The 15,109-nt window shown below is 75.3% G+C and carries 11 protein-coding genes; 4 read left to right on the forward strand and 7 right to left on the reverse strand.

Annotated features, from left to right (window positions below; genetic code table 11):
- Positions 1 to 96: 96 nt before the first annotated feature.
- Together ACRAKJ_RS27850 and ACRAKJ_RS27855 are read right to left on the reverse strand one after the other, a co-directional pair.
- Positions 97 to 1,404, reverse strand: a complete 1,308-nt coding sequence (locus ACRAKJ_RS27850; protein ID WP_438921600.1) for an MFS transporter — start codon at positions 1,402 to 1,404, stop codon at positions 97 to 99.
- Positions 1,401 to 2,681, reverse strand: coding sequence for an ATP-grasp domain-containing protein (locus ACRAKJ_RS27855; RefSeq protein ID WP_438921601.1), 1,281 nt, complete (start codon positions 2,679 to 2,681; stop codon positions 1,401 to 1,403). Before ACRAKJ_RS27855 ends, ACRAKJ_RS27850 begins: the two co-directional genes overlap by 4 nt.
- Positions 2,682 to 3,699: 1,018 nt before the next feature.
- Here ACRAKJ_RS27855 and ACRAKJ_RS27860 point away from each other — a divergent pair.
- Positions 3,700 to 3,894 carry a hypothetical protein gene (locus ACRAKJ_RS27860; RefSeq protein WP_438921602.1) on the forward strand — a complete coding sequence of 65 codons (195 nt, stop codon included), beginning with the start codon at positions 3,700 to 3,702 and terminating at the stop codon, positions 3,892 to 3,894.
- Between the two features lie 87 nt (positions 3,895 to 3,981).
- Positions 3,982 to 6,591 carry a CHAT domain-containing protein gene (locus ACRAKJ_RS27865; protein ID WP_438921603.1) on the forward strand — a complete coding sequence of 870 codons (2,610 nt, stop codon included), beginning with the start codon at positions 3,982 to 3,984 and terminating at the stop codon, positions 6,589 to 6,591.
- A 16-nt stretch (positions 6,592 to 6,607) separates the two neighbouring features.
- On the opposite strand, the gene ACRAKJ_RS27870 is transcribed toward ACRAKJ_RS27865, so the two are convergent.
- Both ACRAKJ_RS27870 and ACRAKJ_RS27875 read right to left on the reverse strand, forming a co-directional pair.
- Positions 6,608 to 7,120 (reverse strand): MauE/DoxX family redox-associated membrane protein, encoded by a 513-nt coding sequence (locus ACRAKJ_RS27870; RefSeq protein ID WP_438921604.1) that lies wholly within the window; start codon positions 7,118 to 7,120, stop codon positions 6,608 to 6,610.
- Between the two features lie 70 nt (positions 7,121 to 7,190).
- The gene (locus ACRAKJ_RS27875; protein WP_438921605.1) at positions 7,191 to 7,949 is read right to left on the reverse strand and encodes an SDR family NAD(P)-dependent oxidoreductase; all 759 of its coding nucleotides are present in this window, start codon (positions 7,947 to 7,949) and stop codon (positions 7,191 to 7,193) included.
- 61 nt (positions 7,950 to 8,010) lie between these two features.
- Between ACRAKJ_RS27875 and ACRAKJ_RS27880 the strand changes: the two genes are divergently transcribed.
- Positions 8,011 to 8,646 (forward strand): TetR family transcriptional regulator, encoded by a 636-nt coding sequence (locus ACRAKJ_RS27880; protein WP_438921606.1) that lies wholly within the window; start codon positions 8,011 to 8,013, stop codon positions 8,644 to 8,646.
- Positions 8,647 to 8,770: 124 nt separating this feature from the next.
- On the opposite strand, the gene ACRAKJ_RS27885 is transcribed toward ACRAKJ_RS27880, so the two are convergent.
- A complete protein-coding gene (locus ACRAKJ_RS27885) occupies positions 8,771 to 10,045 on the reverse strand; it encodes an FAD-dependent monooxygenase (protein WP_438921607.1) in 1,275 nt (424 codons plus the stop codon).
- 155 nt (positions 10,046 to 10,200) lie between these two features.
- Positions 10,201 to 11,061: a DUF4394 domain-containing protein gene (locus ACRAKJ_RS27890; RefSeq protein WP_438921608.1), complete on the reverse strand. Its 861-nt coding sequence runs from the start codon at positions 11,059 to 11,061 to the stop codon at positions 10,201 to 10,203.
- Positions 11,062 to 11,233: 172 nt separating this feature from the next.
- On the opposite strand from ACRAKJ_RS27890, the gene ACRAKJ_RS27895 reads away from it, so the two are divergent.
- The gene (locus ACRAKJ_RS27895; RefSeq protein ID WP_438921609.1) at positions 11,234 to 11,818 is read left to right on the forward strand and encodes a hypothetical protein; all 585 of its coding nucleotides are present in this window, start codon (positions 11,234 to 11,236) and stop codon (positions 11,816 to 11,818) included.
- Here the strand turns inward: ACRAKJ_RS27895 and ACRAKJ_RS27900 are convergent.
- Complete coding sequence (locus tag ACRAKJ_RS27900) at positions 11,802 to 15,098, reverse strand: BTAD domain-containing putative transcriptional regulator (protein WP_438921610.1); 3,297 nt, start codon at positions 15,096 to 15,098, stop codon at positions 11,802 to 11,804. The genes ACRAKJ_RS27895 and ACRAKJ_RS27900 overlap by 17 nt on opposite strands.
- Between the last annotated feature and the right edge of the window lie 11 nt (positions 15,099 to 15,109).

Raw genomic sequence — 15,109 nt, forward strand, 5'->3', positions numbered from 1 at the left:
CCCGGCTCGGACGGGGGACGTCCGAGCCGGGTCCGGTCACCTCCCGACGGGCGCGGTCACCTCCCGAGGGGCGCGGTCACTTCCCGAGGGGCGCGGTCACTTCTCGACGGGCACCCGCGCCGCCGCGTCGAGGCGGCTCTGCTGCGCCCACCGCACCACGAACGGCGTCACCAGGCCCAGGCCCAGCAGCAGCACGCCCAGCGCCACCCAGCCGGGCAGCCCCTGGTCCAGGCACAGCGCGGCCAGCAGGGCGGGCCCCGCCGCGTTCGCCGCGCCCGCGCCCAGGCCGAAGATCCCGGCGTACTGGCCCTGCGCGTGCGGCAGCGCCAACCCGAAGGCCAGCTCGAACGACGCCGCCGCGTGCCACAGCTCGCCCAGCGTGTAGACCACCACGCCGAGCAGGAGCACGAACGCGGCCGTCCACGTCGGCAGCGCGGCGGTGAGGCCGATGAGCGCCGACGCCACCAGCAGCGCGCCGCCCGCCCACCGCATCCGCTGCCCCGCCGAGCGCGGGTCGACCACGCCCCGGCTGAGGCGGACCTGGAACGCGACGATCAGCACGCCGTTGACGAGGATCACCGCGGTGATCGCCCAGCGCGGCACGGACGTGCTGTCCACGATCCACAGCGGCAGCGCGAAGCTGGGGATGGCCAGGTGCACGGACATCGCGCCGTTGACCAGCGTGATGGCCAGGTACGGCCGGTCGGTGAGCGCCACCCACCGCCGCTGGGTGGCCTCCACCGGCAGCGGCACGACGTGCGCGAGCCTGGTCAGGATCGCGCCGGACAGCAGGAACGTGGCCGCGCTGCCCAGGATCATGGCGACGTACACCGGCCCGGTGTCGAGCTGGATGCCGATGGTGGCGATCAGGATGCCCAGCATGACGCCGACGTTGGACACCGCGCGCTGGTAGGACAGGAACCACGTGGTGCGGTCGCCCGCCACCGCCCGGATCAGCGGTGCCCGGCTCGCCGAGCCGGCCGCGCCGACGAGCGCGGTCAGCAGCGACACCAGGGCCAGCGCCCAGAACGACCGCACGAACACGAACCCGGCGGTGGCCGCCGCGCCGCACAGCATCGTGGCGATGTGCACCTCGCGGGGCCCGCGGCGGTCGGCCGCGTGCCCGACCAGCGGTCCGGCGGCCAGCCCGACCGCCGCGCCGGCGGTGAGGCCGAACCCGACCTCGACCGGCGACATGCCGATGATCCGGGTCAGGTACAGGGTGCTGCTGCCCAGCAGCATCCCGCCGCCGGCGGTGACCGCGAAGACCGATCCCAGCAGGGCCCGCTGCGGCCCCGGTGGGGGCAGCACGCGCAGGACCGCCCGCCGGGCGCGGCCGAGCGGTCCCCCGCCCGGCCGCTCCCCGGTACCGGGTACCGGGTCGACGTCCTCCCGGTCGCTCATTCGCCGTCGTAGAGCCAGTCGCGGTACTCGCGCTCCGGCGCGCGCCTGCGCTCCAGCGCCCAGCGCTCACCGCTGGTGAGCCACGGCTCGGCCACCACGAGGCGCTCGGCGAACCACGCGCGCAGCTCCTTGACGCGCGCCTGGAACCGGTCGACGTCCTCCGTGACGAGCAGCAGCGCGCCGAGCATGTCGGCCGACGCGGAGAACTTGTCGGCCAGGGTGTGGCCCGGCGGCACGTACATCTGCGCGAACGCCACGTCGGGCTGGGCGATCAGCTCGTCGGCGGTCGGGTAGCCGATGACCGTTCCGGGCGGGCCGAACAGGCCGGCGCAGCCGACGACGTTCGGGTTGACCTTGACCTCGATCTCGGGCTGGCGGCCGATGGCGCACAGCAGGGCGGCCTCGCCGAGGTCGACGTTGAACTTCGCGAGCACCTGCTCCTGCGTCAGCGCGCCGCCGCGGCGGGCGGCGCACTCGCTGAACACGATCCGCCCGGTGCCCTCCTCCCGGAACATCTCCATGTGGAACACGCCGTCCCGCAGGCCCAGCACCTTGATCGCCTCGCGCACGACCGGGTCGGCGGCCTCGTACGCCTCCGGCTCCTGCACGGGGTCGAGCCGCCGCAGCGAGATCGGCTCCTGGCCGGTGATGGCGTCGAGGCAGGGCTGGGTGTAGGCGCCCAGGCCGAAGAACAGCACCTCGCCGTCGAAGGCCACGCCCTCGGCCATCCACTCGTCGCCCTCGACGAACTCCTCCAGCAGGAACGTCCGGCTGGTCTCCTTGGCCAGGCGGGCGGCCCGGCTCGCCGCCTCCAGGTCCTCGCGACCGCGCACCACGCTGGTGGACGTGGTCCCGCCGCCGGCGATGGGCTTGAGCACGGCGCGCTCGAACTCCAGCGGCACGTCGGCGACGTTGAACAGGTCCTCGACGACCTGGGTGCGGGTGACGGGCACGCCTGCCGCCCGCAACGCCGCCTTCTGCAGCGACTTGTCGCGGAAGAGCAGCGCGGTGCCCGGGTCGATCGTCCGGGTGCCCAGGGCGCGCCCGAGCACGGCCGCGGTCACCACGGCGTACTCCCAGGTGGTCTGCACGGCGAGGAACTCCCGGTCGCCCAGGCCCGCCCGGTGCAGGGCCGCCAGGCAGTCCTCCACGTTGGTCACGTCGTCGACGCGGATCAGCGTGCCGCCCGGCGGCAGCTGGACGCGGCCGGAGTCGTACGCCGACGAATTGCACAGCAGCACCGGCTCGATGTCGTGGCGCTGGCACGCCCGCAACACGTAAGGATCGGCACCGATCAACAGAACAGATGGCCTGCTCAAAGTCCCCTCCAGCATCCCCAGTTTCTCCGCTTCCGCGCGGAGCGACGCAACCGTAGCCCATTGCCCGCCGATTGACAGGATTTTTTCACATAACGAACTCGAATGGCCCCCATTGTCCGGACAAATGCGCAGGCTGACGCCGCGCCGAGCAGGCCGGCACCTCGCAGTATTCCACGTCTTCGCAGGTCAGCAAGGGGTTGACAGGGGGGCGTGCAGTCGCTCCGGGAAAGATTTCGCCGCGAATCGACCATTTTGGCAAGATTTTCCCCCGACCGCCCGGAGCGTCGTCGGCGATTTGGAATGCATTTCCAGCCTTTTCGGGGTCCCGATGCGCGATCACCGGCGCGTGCACGTGCAGATTCACGGGCAACCGCCGGAGAGCGCGGCGCGGCACCCAGGAAAACGACCGGCGGCGCGCCGGGCGCGGTTCAGGCGGGCAGTTCCGCGAACCCGGGCCCGCGGCTGTCGAGCGGCGCCGACCCGAGCGCGGTCAGCGCGTGCAGCGCCGTGCCGCCGCGGCGGGTGGTGACGACCAGGCCGGCCACCACCCGCAGCCGCCCCGGGTCCCCACCGTGAAGCGAACGCGCAACACCACGACCCCCGCACCACGTCGCGACCGCGGTGCGGCACACCCCCGGCGCACCCGGACCCCACCGCCGTCCACCCGGCACCACGTCCGGCGGCACGTCCCCCGTTACCGCTCCGCGGCCGGCGCCCCCGCCCCGGCGCCGGACGACGACCGGAAAGGGCTGCTCCGTCCGGCGGCGCACACCCGGGAGGACGACACCCGTCGCACCATCGGCCCACGTCACCCCGCACTCGCTACTCGATGTGGGGAATTCAGCTCCGATCAATACTCCGTTGTGCCACGATTGACCCGTTCGCGGCACGAGGGGGCCGTCGGACTGACTCAGCGAAGTCGGTTGAGTCGTTGCTCGATGGACTGGACAAGATCATTCAGGGGAGGAAGATCTCTTTGTCTACGACCACGGAGACCGAGTTCTTGGGGGAGGACGTCCCACAGGGCGTCACCACGCTGACGGACGTGCCGGAACAGCACGGCGAGCAGCAGGAACAGCAGAGCGGCACCGAGCAGTCGGAGGAGGGCGCGTCCACCGCCGAGTGCATCGGCGGCGGGTGCGTGGAAAAGGTCCCGGCCACCCAGCCCTGACCGTGAAAGGTGACAGCGCCCGCCGACCGGACCCCTGGTCGGCGGGCGTTGTCCCGTTCGGTCCTGTGATCTCATGGACGAGTGCCTGTGACCGCATTCCCGGCCGAGATCGCAGTGATCGACAAAGCGCGCGGACTGCACCGCGACGGAGTCGACGCGTCGTGCTCCGGGAGGCACCGGGAAGCGGTGAGACTGCTCCGCCGGGGGCAGAGCCTGACCGAGACGATCGACCCCGTCGACCCGGCCACCCGGTCCGAGTGGCTGGTGACCCGCATCCGGCTGTCGTCCACGCTGGCGACGCTCGCCGCGGAGAAGGCGGGACCCGCCGCGGGGCTCGACGGGCTGGCCGAGGTGCGCCGACTGGTCGACGAGGTGGTGGACCCCGAGGTCAAGGCGGAGCTGGACGGCACGATCGCGCACAACCGCGGCCTGCTGCTGCTCAACGCGGGGCTGATCGAGACCGCCGTCGCCGTGTTCGACTCGGTGATCGAGCACAAGGAACGCCGGCTCGCGGAGGGCACGCCCGAACCGCCGCTGGTCGAGTCGATCGTGAAGACGCTGTGGAGCAGGGGCACGGCGCACACCAGGCTCGGCGCGATCGGCGCGGCCCGGCACGACCTGACCAGGGCCGTCGCCCTGGCGACCGAGCACGGCCTGTCGGCCAGGGCGACCGACGCGAGCCACGCGCTGGGCGTGCTGGAGCTGCGCGTGGGCGACGTCCCGGCGGCCCTGCGCCGCTACGAGGACAGCGAGCGCTCCGCCCGGGGCCAGGGTCCCGACCTGCCGGTGCTGCTCGGCGTGGACCGGGCGCAGGCGCTGATGGCCGCCGGTCTCGCCGACGAGGCGGGCACCCAGCTCGACGGCGTGCTGGAGGTGCTGCGCGCCGAGCACGGCACCACCCGGTACCTGGCCAACGCGGAGCTGTACCGGGCGGCGGCGGCGTACCTGACCGGCGACCTGGACCTGGCCCGCCGGATGGCGAGCGCGGCCCGGCAGCGGATGCGCCGGTGGGGCTGCGAGAACTGCGTGGCCAACGCGACCCTGCTGGGCCTGCGGGTGGACACCGCGGTGGCCCTGCGCGCCGGCCGGGCGCCCCGGCCGCTCGTCAAGCGGACGCTGGCCTTCGCCGACGGGCTGCCCGTGCCCCGGCTGGCCGAGCAGGCGGCCGTGGCCCGGCTGCTGGCCGTGCGGCTGGAGGTCCGGCGCGGTGACCTCGACGCGGCGCGGCGCGTCCTCGACCGGGTGCCCCGGCCGGGCAGGCTCACCCCGGTCGAGCACCGGATGCTGCGCCGGCTGTGCCGCGCCGAGCTGGCCGTGGCCCTCGGCGACCGGTCGGGCGCGCTCGCCGAGATCAGGGCGGGGCTGACCGACCTCGGGCACGTGCGGGACCGGATGAGCGGCCTGGAGCTGCTGTCCGGGACGGCGCTGCACGGTCAGGACCTGGCCGAACTGGCCGTCACCCTGGTCCTGGAGGGCGGCGACGCCCGCCGGCTGTTCTCGTGGCTGGAGCGGACCCGGGCGCAGACGTACCGCTACGAACAGCTGACCCGCGTGGACGACCCCGAGCTGGCCGAGCGGATCGCCGAGGTCCGCAGCCTCGCGCAGTCGATCCACCAGGCCGAGCACGAGGGCCACCCGACGTCCGCGCTGCGCGGCCGGTACGCCGAGCGCCTCCGCGAGGCCAACCGGCTGGGCTGGCACGCCGGCAAGTGGGGCAGGCCGCGCCCGGTCGTCGGGTCGGAGGAGGTGCTGGCGCGGCTGGGCGACCGGGCGCTGGTCAGCTACGCGTCGTCCGGTGACGTCCTGGTCGCGGTCGTCGTGGTGGGCTCCGCCGTCCGGCTGGTCCGGCTCGGGTCGGCCGGCGCGGCGTCGGAGAGCGCCCGGATGCTCAACGCCGACCTCAACGCCCTGGCCCCCGACCGCCTGCCGGACCCGCTGGTGCGGGTGCTCGCGGCGTCGGCGCACAGGCAGGCGGACCGGCTCGACGCGCAGCTCGTCCGGCCGCTGGCGGAGCTGGTCGGAAACCGGGAGCTGGTGGTCGTGCCGACCGGCGCGCTCTACGCGGTCCCGTGGGGCGTGCTGCCGTCGCTGCGCGGGCGACCCGCGGTCGTGGCGCCCTCGGCGACCGCGTGGCTGGCCGCCGACCGCGCCGGGACCGGGGCGGACGGCCGGACCGTGCTGGTCCGCGGCCCCGAACTGCCCGCCGCGGTCGGCGAGATCGACCGGCTGGGCGCGCACCACCGCACCGCGTCGCTGCTGCACGGCGAACCGGCGACGGCGTCGGCGGTGCTGGCCGCGCTGGACGGCGCGGAGATCGCGCACCTGGCCGCGCACGGCGTCCACGAGCCGGAGAACGCCCTGTTCTCCCGCCTCCAGCTCAGCGACGGGCCGCTCTACGCGTACGAGCTGGCCGGCCTGGACCGCCCGCCGCGCCAGGTGGTGCTGGCCGCATGCGAACTGGCCCTCAACCGCATCCGCCAGGGTGACGAGCCGCTGGGGTTCGCCAGCGCGCTGCTGGCCGGCGGTTCGCGCACGGTGATCGCACCGCTGAGCCGGGTGGGCGACCAGGCGTGCGCCGCCGCGATGGACGACTACCACCGCAGCCTGGCCGCCGGCGCGCGACCGGCCGTGGCGCTGGCCGACGCGATCGCCGTGGACCCGCTGCGGCGGCCGTTCGTCTGCCTGGGCACCGGCTGACCGGGGCCGCGGGCCGTCACGGGTGGGAGAACACGGCCACCAGGTCGTCCAGGCGGGTGACGACCAGCACGCCGACGGCGGCCACGAGCAGCGCGACGAGCACGCCGCCGAGGTCGGCGGGCGGCGGCGTCGAGGCGACCGGGACGAGCAGCCCGGCGCAGGCCAGCACGAGGTTGCGCACCACGTGCGCCCGGCCGGGCGGCGTGGCCGAGGCGCCGAAGCACCGGCACGGCACCCGGCGACCACCGCGCACCGCCCGTGCGATCCCCACCCCGAACACCACCAGCAGCGCCGCCGCCGCCGCGAACCCGGCGGGCACCGTCGAGGGCACGGCCAGCAGCACCAGGACGGCGCCCTCCCCCGCCACCACGGCGGCGGCCACCACCCCGGAGGCGCGCCGGGAGGTCCCCAGCAGCCCGGCGACCGACCCCGAGAACGCCCCGGGGCCGCGCACCTTGCCGACCAGGGCGACCAGGAACACGCCGAAGAGCAGCGCCCGGCAGACGAGCACGAGGTGGGCCGCGGTCATCCCGTCCACCCCCGTCCCCCTCCGCCGCCGGTCCCCGGGACGGTAGCGGCACCGCCCGTCCCGGTGCGACTCACCGACCGAAGCTGCCGACCAGCACCTCGGGCGCGGCCCGCTCGGCGTGCAGCCGCCAGTAGTGGTCGGCGAAGACCTCGGGGGCCAGAACCTCCGGCTCGTACCCCGGGGGGCTCGCGGTGATCGCGCGGTGCGGGACGCTGCCCTCGATCAGCGCGCCGATGTTCACCGCGCCGACGTAGACGCCCTTCCCGGCGAGGGTGGCGTTGAGGTTGTGGACGTAGTTGCGCAGTGCGGCCTGGGCCATGCCGATGTTGCCCAGGAACGGGGTCGGGTGGAGGCCGGACTGACCGGCGGTGAACAGGACCGCGCCGTCGCCGCGCGCCTCCATGGCCGGCAGCACGGCGCGCACCAGGGCGACGGCGGGGACCACGAAGCGGTCCAGGACGAGGCGGAGGTTCTCCGGGGTGACGTCGAGCGCGGGCGCGATGCCCTCACCGAGATTCCCACCGCCCGGGTTGAAGGACACGACGTCGATCCGGCCGAAGCGCTCGGTGACGGCGGCGGCGGTGACGGCGATCTGGTCGTTGTCCTGGACGTCGGCGGTGAACCCGGCCGCCTCGACGCCGTCGGCCGCGAGTTCGGCGACGAGGCGGTCCAGGTTCGCCCTGGTCCGGGCGACGAGGGCGATCCGGAAGCCCTCGCGCCCGAAGCGGCGGGCGATGGCCAGGCCGAGGACGGGACCTGCTCCGAAGATGGCGAGGGTCTTGGCCATGTGCGCCGTCAGCTCCTTCGTGGTGCCAGAAGTTGAGGTCATCCTCAACTTCATTCGAGCATACACAAATCGAGGGGCACCTCAACTTCATTAGGATGGCCGCGTGACCACGCGACCCAAGCCGCTGCGCAAGGACGCCCGACGCAACCGGGAGCTGCTGGTCGGGGCGGCCCGCGAGCTGTTCGCCCGGCACGGGCTCGACGTGCCGCTGGAGGAGGTCGCCCGCACCGCCGGGGTGAGCATCGGCACGCTCTACAACCACTTCCCGCAGCGCGCCGACCTGGTCGACGAGGTGTTCGCCGACCGGGCGGAGACGGTCGTGCGGATCGCGGAGCACGCGCTGTCGCTCGCCGACCCGTGGGACGGCCTGGTGCACTTCCTGGAGCGCGTCTGCGAGCAGCAGGCGGCCGACCGCGGCTACAACGACCTGGTGTCGCGCCGGGTGCCGCAGGCCACGCCGACCGAGGAGTACCGGCGCGGGTACGAGTTGATGGTGAGGATCGTTGAACGAGCCCAGGAGAGCGGGGCGCTCCGGGCGGACGTCACCCTGGAGGACCTGGCGTTCGTGACCTGGGGGACGGCGCGCACGGTCGAGGCGGCGGGCGCGATCCGGTCCTCGCTGTGGCGCCGCCACCTGGCGATCCTGCTCGACGGGATGCGCGCCGACGCCGCCCACCCGCTGCCCGAACCGCCACTGCGGCCCGAGGAGCTGGCGCGGGCGATGAACCCGGACTGCTGACGGGTGCTCACCGCACCGGGCGCGCTCACCGGGCACCAGCCGGCGACGCGGGTCAGGGACCGAACGGCGACGCGGGTCAGGGACCGGACGGTGACGCGGGTCAGGGGCCGAACGGCGACGCGGGTCAGGGACCGGACGGCGACGCGGGTCGGGGGCCGAACGGCGACCCGGCGTTGACCGAGGCCACGTCGAAACCGCAGGCCACCGCGTAGCCGTCGACCAGCTCCCGCAGCTCGCGGCGGGAGAACGGCGGGTCCTGCTCGTCGAAGCCGTCCGGCGCGGCCCGGTGCGCCAGGTTCACCACGGCCTCCGGGCCGTACTCCCGGTTGGCGCGCTGGATGCGGGTCGTCACCGGGCGGCGGAGGCGTTCGTAGGCGGCGAGCCCGGCCGCCGGGTCGTCGGCGGTCAGGTGGTGGGCCAGGGCGCGGGCGTCGACGATCGACTGCGCGGCGCCGTTGGAACCCATGGGCACCATGGCGTGCGCCGCGTCGCCCACGAGCGTCGCGGTGGACACCGACCAGCCCTCGACCGGGTCGATGTCGGCCATCGGGTACTCCAGGACCACGTCGCTGCCGTTGATCAGGTCCGCCACGTCCACGTCGGCGAAGCACCACCCGGCGAACTGGTCGACGAACACCGACGCGGGCACCGGCCGGTTCCAGTCGACGACCCCGTCGCCGTGCGGGGACGGGGCGACCACCGCCCAGTTGACCACCGCGGTGCCGCCGGGCGCGGCCGTCGTCAGCGGGTACACGACGGCCTTGCGCTCCTCGTCGCCGCCGACGAGCATGGTGCGCCCGCCGGAGAACGGCGCGCGGTTCGCGGTGCCCCGGTAGATGGTCATGCCCAGCCGCCGCCGGGGGCCGGGGTGCTCCGGGTGCAGGATCTCCCGCACGGCGGACCGGATGCCGTCCGCGCCGACGAGGACGTCGGCCTCCAGCACCTCCCGCTCACCCGAGGGGCGCACGGCCACCACGCGCCACCGCCCGTCGCCGCGCTGGTCGAGGTCCGCCAGCCGCAGCCCGGTCGTGACGGCGCCGGGACCGAGCCGCGCCCGCACCGCGCCGAGCAGCACCGCCTGCAACGGCCCCCGGTGCAGGGACAGCTGCGGCCACCGGTACCCCGCCTCGACGCCGCGCGGCTCGCGCAGGACCAGACCGCCGCCCCGGTGGTGGTAGCGCAGCTCGGCGGTGGAGACGGAGACCCGCAGCAGCTCCTCCAGCAGGCCGAGCGCGGCCAGCTCCCGCACCGCGTTGGGCAGCACGTTGAGCCCGGCCCCGACCGGCCGCAGCTCCGCCGCCGCGTCGATCACGCGGACGTCGCGCCACCCGGCCCCGTGCAGGCTCAGCGCCGTGGTCAGCCCCGCTATCCCCGCACCCACGACCAGCACCCCGGGCACCGGCGACCTCCTCGCCTCGACACCTCCCGTCCTACCACTTCCGACGGACGGACGGAGACGGGACGGGAACAGGTGGTCGGGGGCGCGGCAGCGGTGGGCCCGCCCCCTGGGAGAGCGGGGGCGGGCCACCTCGGGGTACCGGTCCCCGACGCGGTTCAGCCCGCGTCGAGCGCGATGGCGACGTCGCTGATCCCCAGCGGGAACCGGCCCAGGCTCGTGGTGGCCCCGGTGAACGGGTTGACGCCGTAGAACGTCGACGAACCGCCCGCCGGGGTGAGGGTGGCGAAGAACGACACCGAGGTCGTCCTGCCGCCGGTCAGGTCGCTGTAGATGTCCAGGCCGGCGTTGGCCTGGGCGTCGAAGCCAAGTGAGCCGACCGCGGCCAGGGTGCCGTTGTTGGCCGGGGACTGGATGACGAGCTGGTCGGTGGCGGTGTTGATGTCGAACAGCGTGGTCGCGGTGCTCGCGTCCAGGTCGTTGTTGGTGTACGCGGCGGCCGAGACGCCCCGGGCCGGGCCGAGCGCGGGCGGCGTGGTGAGGACGGCGTCCTCGTCGGTGGCGTGGGTGGCGAGGTTGTGCCGCAGGTTCTGGCCGGTGTTGGCGACCACCCGCAGCCGGTCGGCGGCGGGGTTGAAGTCGACGCCGAAGTTGGTGCCGTACAACGCGACGCCCAGCTGCGAGACCTTCGTGACGACCACGTCGTCCGTCTGGGGCGGGGTGGTGATCGTGTAGATGCCGCCCTGGTCGCCCACGCCGTACATCAGGCCGTTCTGGACGCGGAAGTCGATGCCGATCAACGAGGTGTCGCCGCTGAGCCCCGTGATCTCCCTGACCCAGTCGAGCACGGTGGGCCGGTCCGTGGTGAACATGGTCATCACCTTGCCGTCCGTGCTGATCCCGAACGCCCGCAAGGCCAAGGGCTGTGCCCAGCCCGAGCCCGCCGTCCCCACCAGCGCCGCCGCGGTGGTGGCCACGACCGCCGCCGCGGCGATCCCTCTCGTGAACCGCGTTGTCATCAGTTCTCCCCCTCAGGAAGCGTCCTGCGCGGAATTCCCGGGCCGAAGCTAGGGGCGGTGACTGGACATCGGTTGGACATCGACTGGACCTCGGGCGCGGGCGCTTGCCGTCGTCGGAGCGGCGGCGGAAGAGTGGCCCCACGCGACGAGGGGGACGAAGGGGGACGACACGATGAGGACCGGGGTTCTGCTCGGGGTGCTCGTGATCTGCGGAACGGTGTCCGGCCCGGCGGCCGGTGCGGCGGTGTTCGGCGGGGCGGGGTTCGGTGCGGCGGTGGCCGATGCGGCGGTGGCCGGTGCGGTAACCGGTGGGGCGGTGGCCGGTGGGGCGGTGGCCGGTGCGGTAACCGTTGCGGCAGTGGGCGGTGCGGCACCGTCGACCGCCGCCCCCGCCGGGACCCCGGCGTGCGAGGGGGCGCTCGCGACCGCCGACCCGGTGGTCGTCCTGGACTACGAGGACCTGTGGACCTACCGCTACTCCCTCTCCTGGTGCGTGGTGGACGGGGGGATCACCTGGGTCGTCCCGCGGGTGACCCCGCTGGGGGTCGACCCCCGCTGCACGTGGGTGGGCAGCATGGAGGAGAAGGTGGCGCCGAGGCCGGGCACGAGCAGCTGGACCGCGTTCAACATGAGCGAGTTCTCGTGCCGCGTCGACGACCTGGGCACGGTCATGGGCGTGAACCCGTGGGCGGACGTCGTGGTCCACGCGGACCGCGCGCCGGAGGTGGTGGGCGAGGGCGTCACGGTCCAGCGGTAGCCCGGCGCGACGCCCGCCGCAGCACGGCCAGGGCCTGCGCCTCGCCGAGGCGGTGACCGGTCTCGCGGTGCACGGCGAGCGCCTGGCGGGCGTGCTCGGCGGCGTCCCCGGGGTGGTCCTGGAGCAGGCGGATGTCGGCCAGCACGCCCATGGCCTGCCCCACCAGCGCCCGGTAGCCGGCGTGCCGGGCCAGGGCGAGGGCGTGCCGGGCGTCGCCGATGCCCGCGGTGGCCGTCGCCAGGCCGATGAGGGCGTCCACCTCGGGGTAGCGGTCGCCGGTCTCGCGGATCAGGTCGAGCGCCTGGCGGTACCGGCGGACCGCGTCCGGCCGGTGGCCCAGTCGCCGGTGGACGGTGGCCAGCGCGGTGAGCGCCTCCGCCTCGGTCCGGGGGTCGCCCGCCTCCCGGGCCAGGGCCAGGCCGGCGCGCGCGTGCTCCAGCGCCTCGGCCGGGAGGTCGAGGTCGCAGCACGTCACGGCCAGCCGGCCGTGCGCCTCGGCCTCGCTGCCGCGGTCGCCCGCCTCGTGGTGCAGGTCGAGCGCCGAGGACAGCAGCTCGGCGGCCTCGGTGGGCAGCCCGCGGACGCGCTGCACCTGGCCCAGGTTGGCGAGGTTGATCGCCTCGCCGTGGCGGGACCCGATCCGCCGGTACCGGCTCAACGCCCGCGCGTAGTGCTCGGCGGCCCGCGCCAGCCGGCCCATCTCCCAGTGGACGAGGCCCAGGTTGCCCAGGGCGGCGGCCTCGCCCGCGGGTTGGCCGATGCCGCGGCTCAGCGCCAGCGCGCGGTCGAACCGGGCCGCGGCGGCGGTGAGCCGCCCGGCCTGCCAGTACACGCAGCCGAGGTTGCCGAGCACGGCGGCCTCGCCCTCGACCCACCCGGCCCGCCTGGACAGCAGCAGCCCGTGCGCGTGGTGCCGCACGGCCTGCCGGTAGCGGCCCTGCCGGAAGTGCAGGTCGGCGAGGCTGAGCCGGGCGGCGGCGGGTGCCCTCGGCTCGTCCGCGCCCTCGGCGGCGGCCAGTCCCGCCTCCGCCACCGCCAGCCACTCGACCCGGCGCGTGCTCATCCAGAAGTAGCCCCGCAGGGAGTCCGCGAGCAGCCACGCCACGCGGCGCGGTCCGGCCCGCGCCGCGTGCCGGACCACCGCGACGAGGTTGCCCAGCTCGGCGTCCAGCCAGTACGCCGCACCGACCCCGTCGGTGAGGCCCGAGGGCGTGCGGGCCCCGGTCGGGGGCACCGGCAGGCGCAGCAGGTGCGACGACAGCAGGCCGGCCGCGACGTCCACGGCGTTGAGGTGCCAGTCGTGCAGCCGCCGCAGCGCCGCGGCGCGCTCCTCCGCCGGTTCCCACCGCTCCGCCTGCTCGGCCGCGTAGCGGCGCAGCAGGTCGTGGAAGCGGTGGCGGCCGGGCGCGTGGTGCTCGACCAGGTGCGCGCCCGCCAACCGGTCCAGCAGCCGCGCCGCCCGCTCCGGCGTCACGTCGGCCAGCGCCGCCACCGCCTCGGTGCCGACGTCCGCGCCGGGCACCAGGCTCAGCAGCCGGAACAGCCGGCGCGCCGCGGGCGGCAGCGCCGCGCAGGACAGGTCGAAGGCGGTCCGCACCGCGGCCTGCTCGTCGCCCCGCATCGCCAGCGCGGCCAGCAGGTTGCCCGCCCGCAGCTCGGCGACGTGGTCCGCGATGCCCGCGCCGGGGTGCTCGGCGAGGTCGGCCGCCGCGATCCGCAGCGCCAGCGGCAGGTGCACGCACAGCTCGACCAGCTCGACCGCCGCCCCGGGTTCGGCGCGCACCCGCCGCTCCCCCAGCACGCGGGTCAGCAGCTCCAGCGCGTCGGCGCGGCCGAGCACGCCCAGGGTGAGCGGGCGGGCGCCGTGCACCGCGACCAGACCGCCCAGCCGGTCGCGACCGGTCACCACCACCAGGCACCCCGGGGCGGCGGACAGCAGCGGCCTCACCTGGTCGGGGTCGGCGGCGTTGTCCAGCAGCACCAACACCTTCCGGTCCGTCAGCAGGGAGCGGTACAGGTCCGACGCGCCCCCCACGTCGACGGGCACGCGCTCGGCGGGCACCCCCAGCGCGACCAGGAACCGGGCGAGGACCTCGATCGGCGTGGCCGGCGGGCCGTGGGCGTGCCCGCGCAGGTTCGCGTAGAGCTGCCCGTCCGGGAACCGGTCGCGCACCCGGTGCGCCCAGTGCACGGCCAGCGCGGTCTTGCCCACGCCCGCGGTGCCCGAGATCGCGACGACCCGCACCGCGCCGCCCGGTCCCCCGCCGTCCGCTTCCCCGCCCTGCTCCCCACCCTGTTCCCTGCCGGCCGCTCCCCCGCCGTTTGCTTCACCATCGGCCGCTCCACCACCGGCCGCTCCACCGCCGGCCGGCAGCAGGGCGTCCAGTTCGGACAGTGCCGCGGCCCGGCCGGTGAACCCGCCCGGGTCGGCCGGGAGCTGCCCCGGCGCACGCGGCGCACGCGGCGCGGGGCCGCCCACCGCGGGACCGGCCCGCGCCGGACCCGACCCGGTGACCGGGTCGTCGCGCAGCAGCGCCGCGTGCGCCGCGACCAGCTCCGGCCCGGGGTCCACGCCCAGCTCCTCGACCAGCCGGTCGCGCACCTCGTGGTAGACCTGGAAGGCCCTGGCCCGCTGCCCGACCGCGTGGTAGGCGCGGATCAGCCGGGCCTGGGCCGGTTCGTCCAACGGCTGCTCGGCGACGTCCGCGGCGACCTCGGGCAGCACCTCCGCCGCCGCGCCGACCTGGATCATCGCGTCGCCGTACCGGGCGAGCAGCTCCCGCCGCTCCGCGACCAGCGCCAGCACGCCCGGGTGCTTGGCCAGCACCGGGACGTTGGCGAGCGGGCGACCCCGCCACCACCGCAACGCCTCGCCCAGCAGCGACGCCACCCGCGCCGTGTCGCCGTCGCGGTGCGCGTCCTGCGCCTCGGCGACCAGGCGGCGGACGTGCAGCAGGTCCACGTCCACGACGTGGACCCGCACGGCGTAGCCACCGCCGACGTGCGGCAGCACCCCGCTGCCCGCGCGCGGCGGCCGGTCGGGCTCCAGGAGCCGGCGCAGGTGCTTGACGTGCGTCTGGAGCACGTTCAGCGCGCTGCGCGGCGGCCGGTCGCCCCACAGCGCGTCCACCAGCTCGCGGGTGGTCACCGCCTCGCCGCCGGCGAGCACGAGCAGCCCCAGCACCGCCCGCCGGCCCGGCGGTCCGAGGTCCAGCTCGTCGCGGTCGTGCCACGCCCGCAGCGAACCGAGCACCTGGATGCGCACGGACTTCAGCGCCACGGCGGGCTCCA

This window comes from Saccharothrix sp. DSM 118769, from assembly GCF_052936295.1.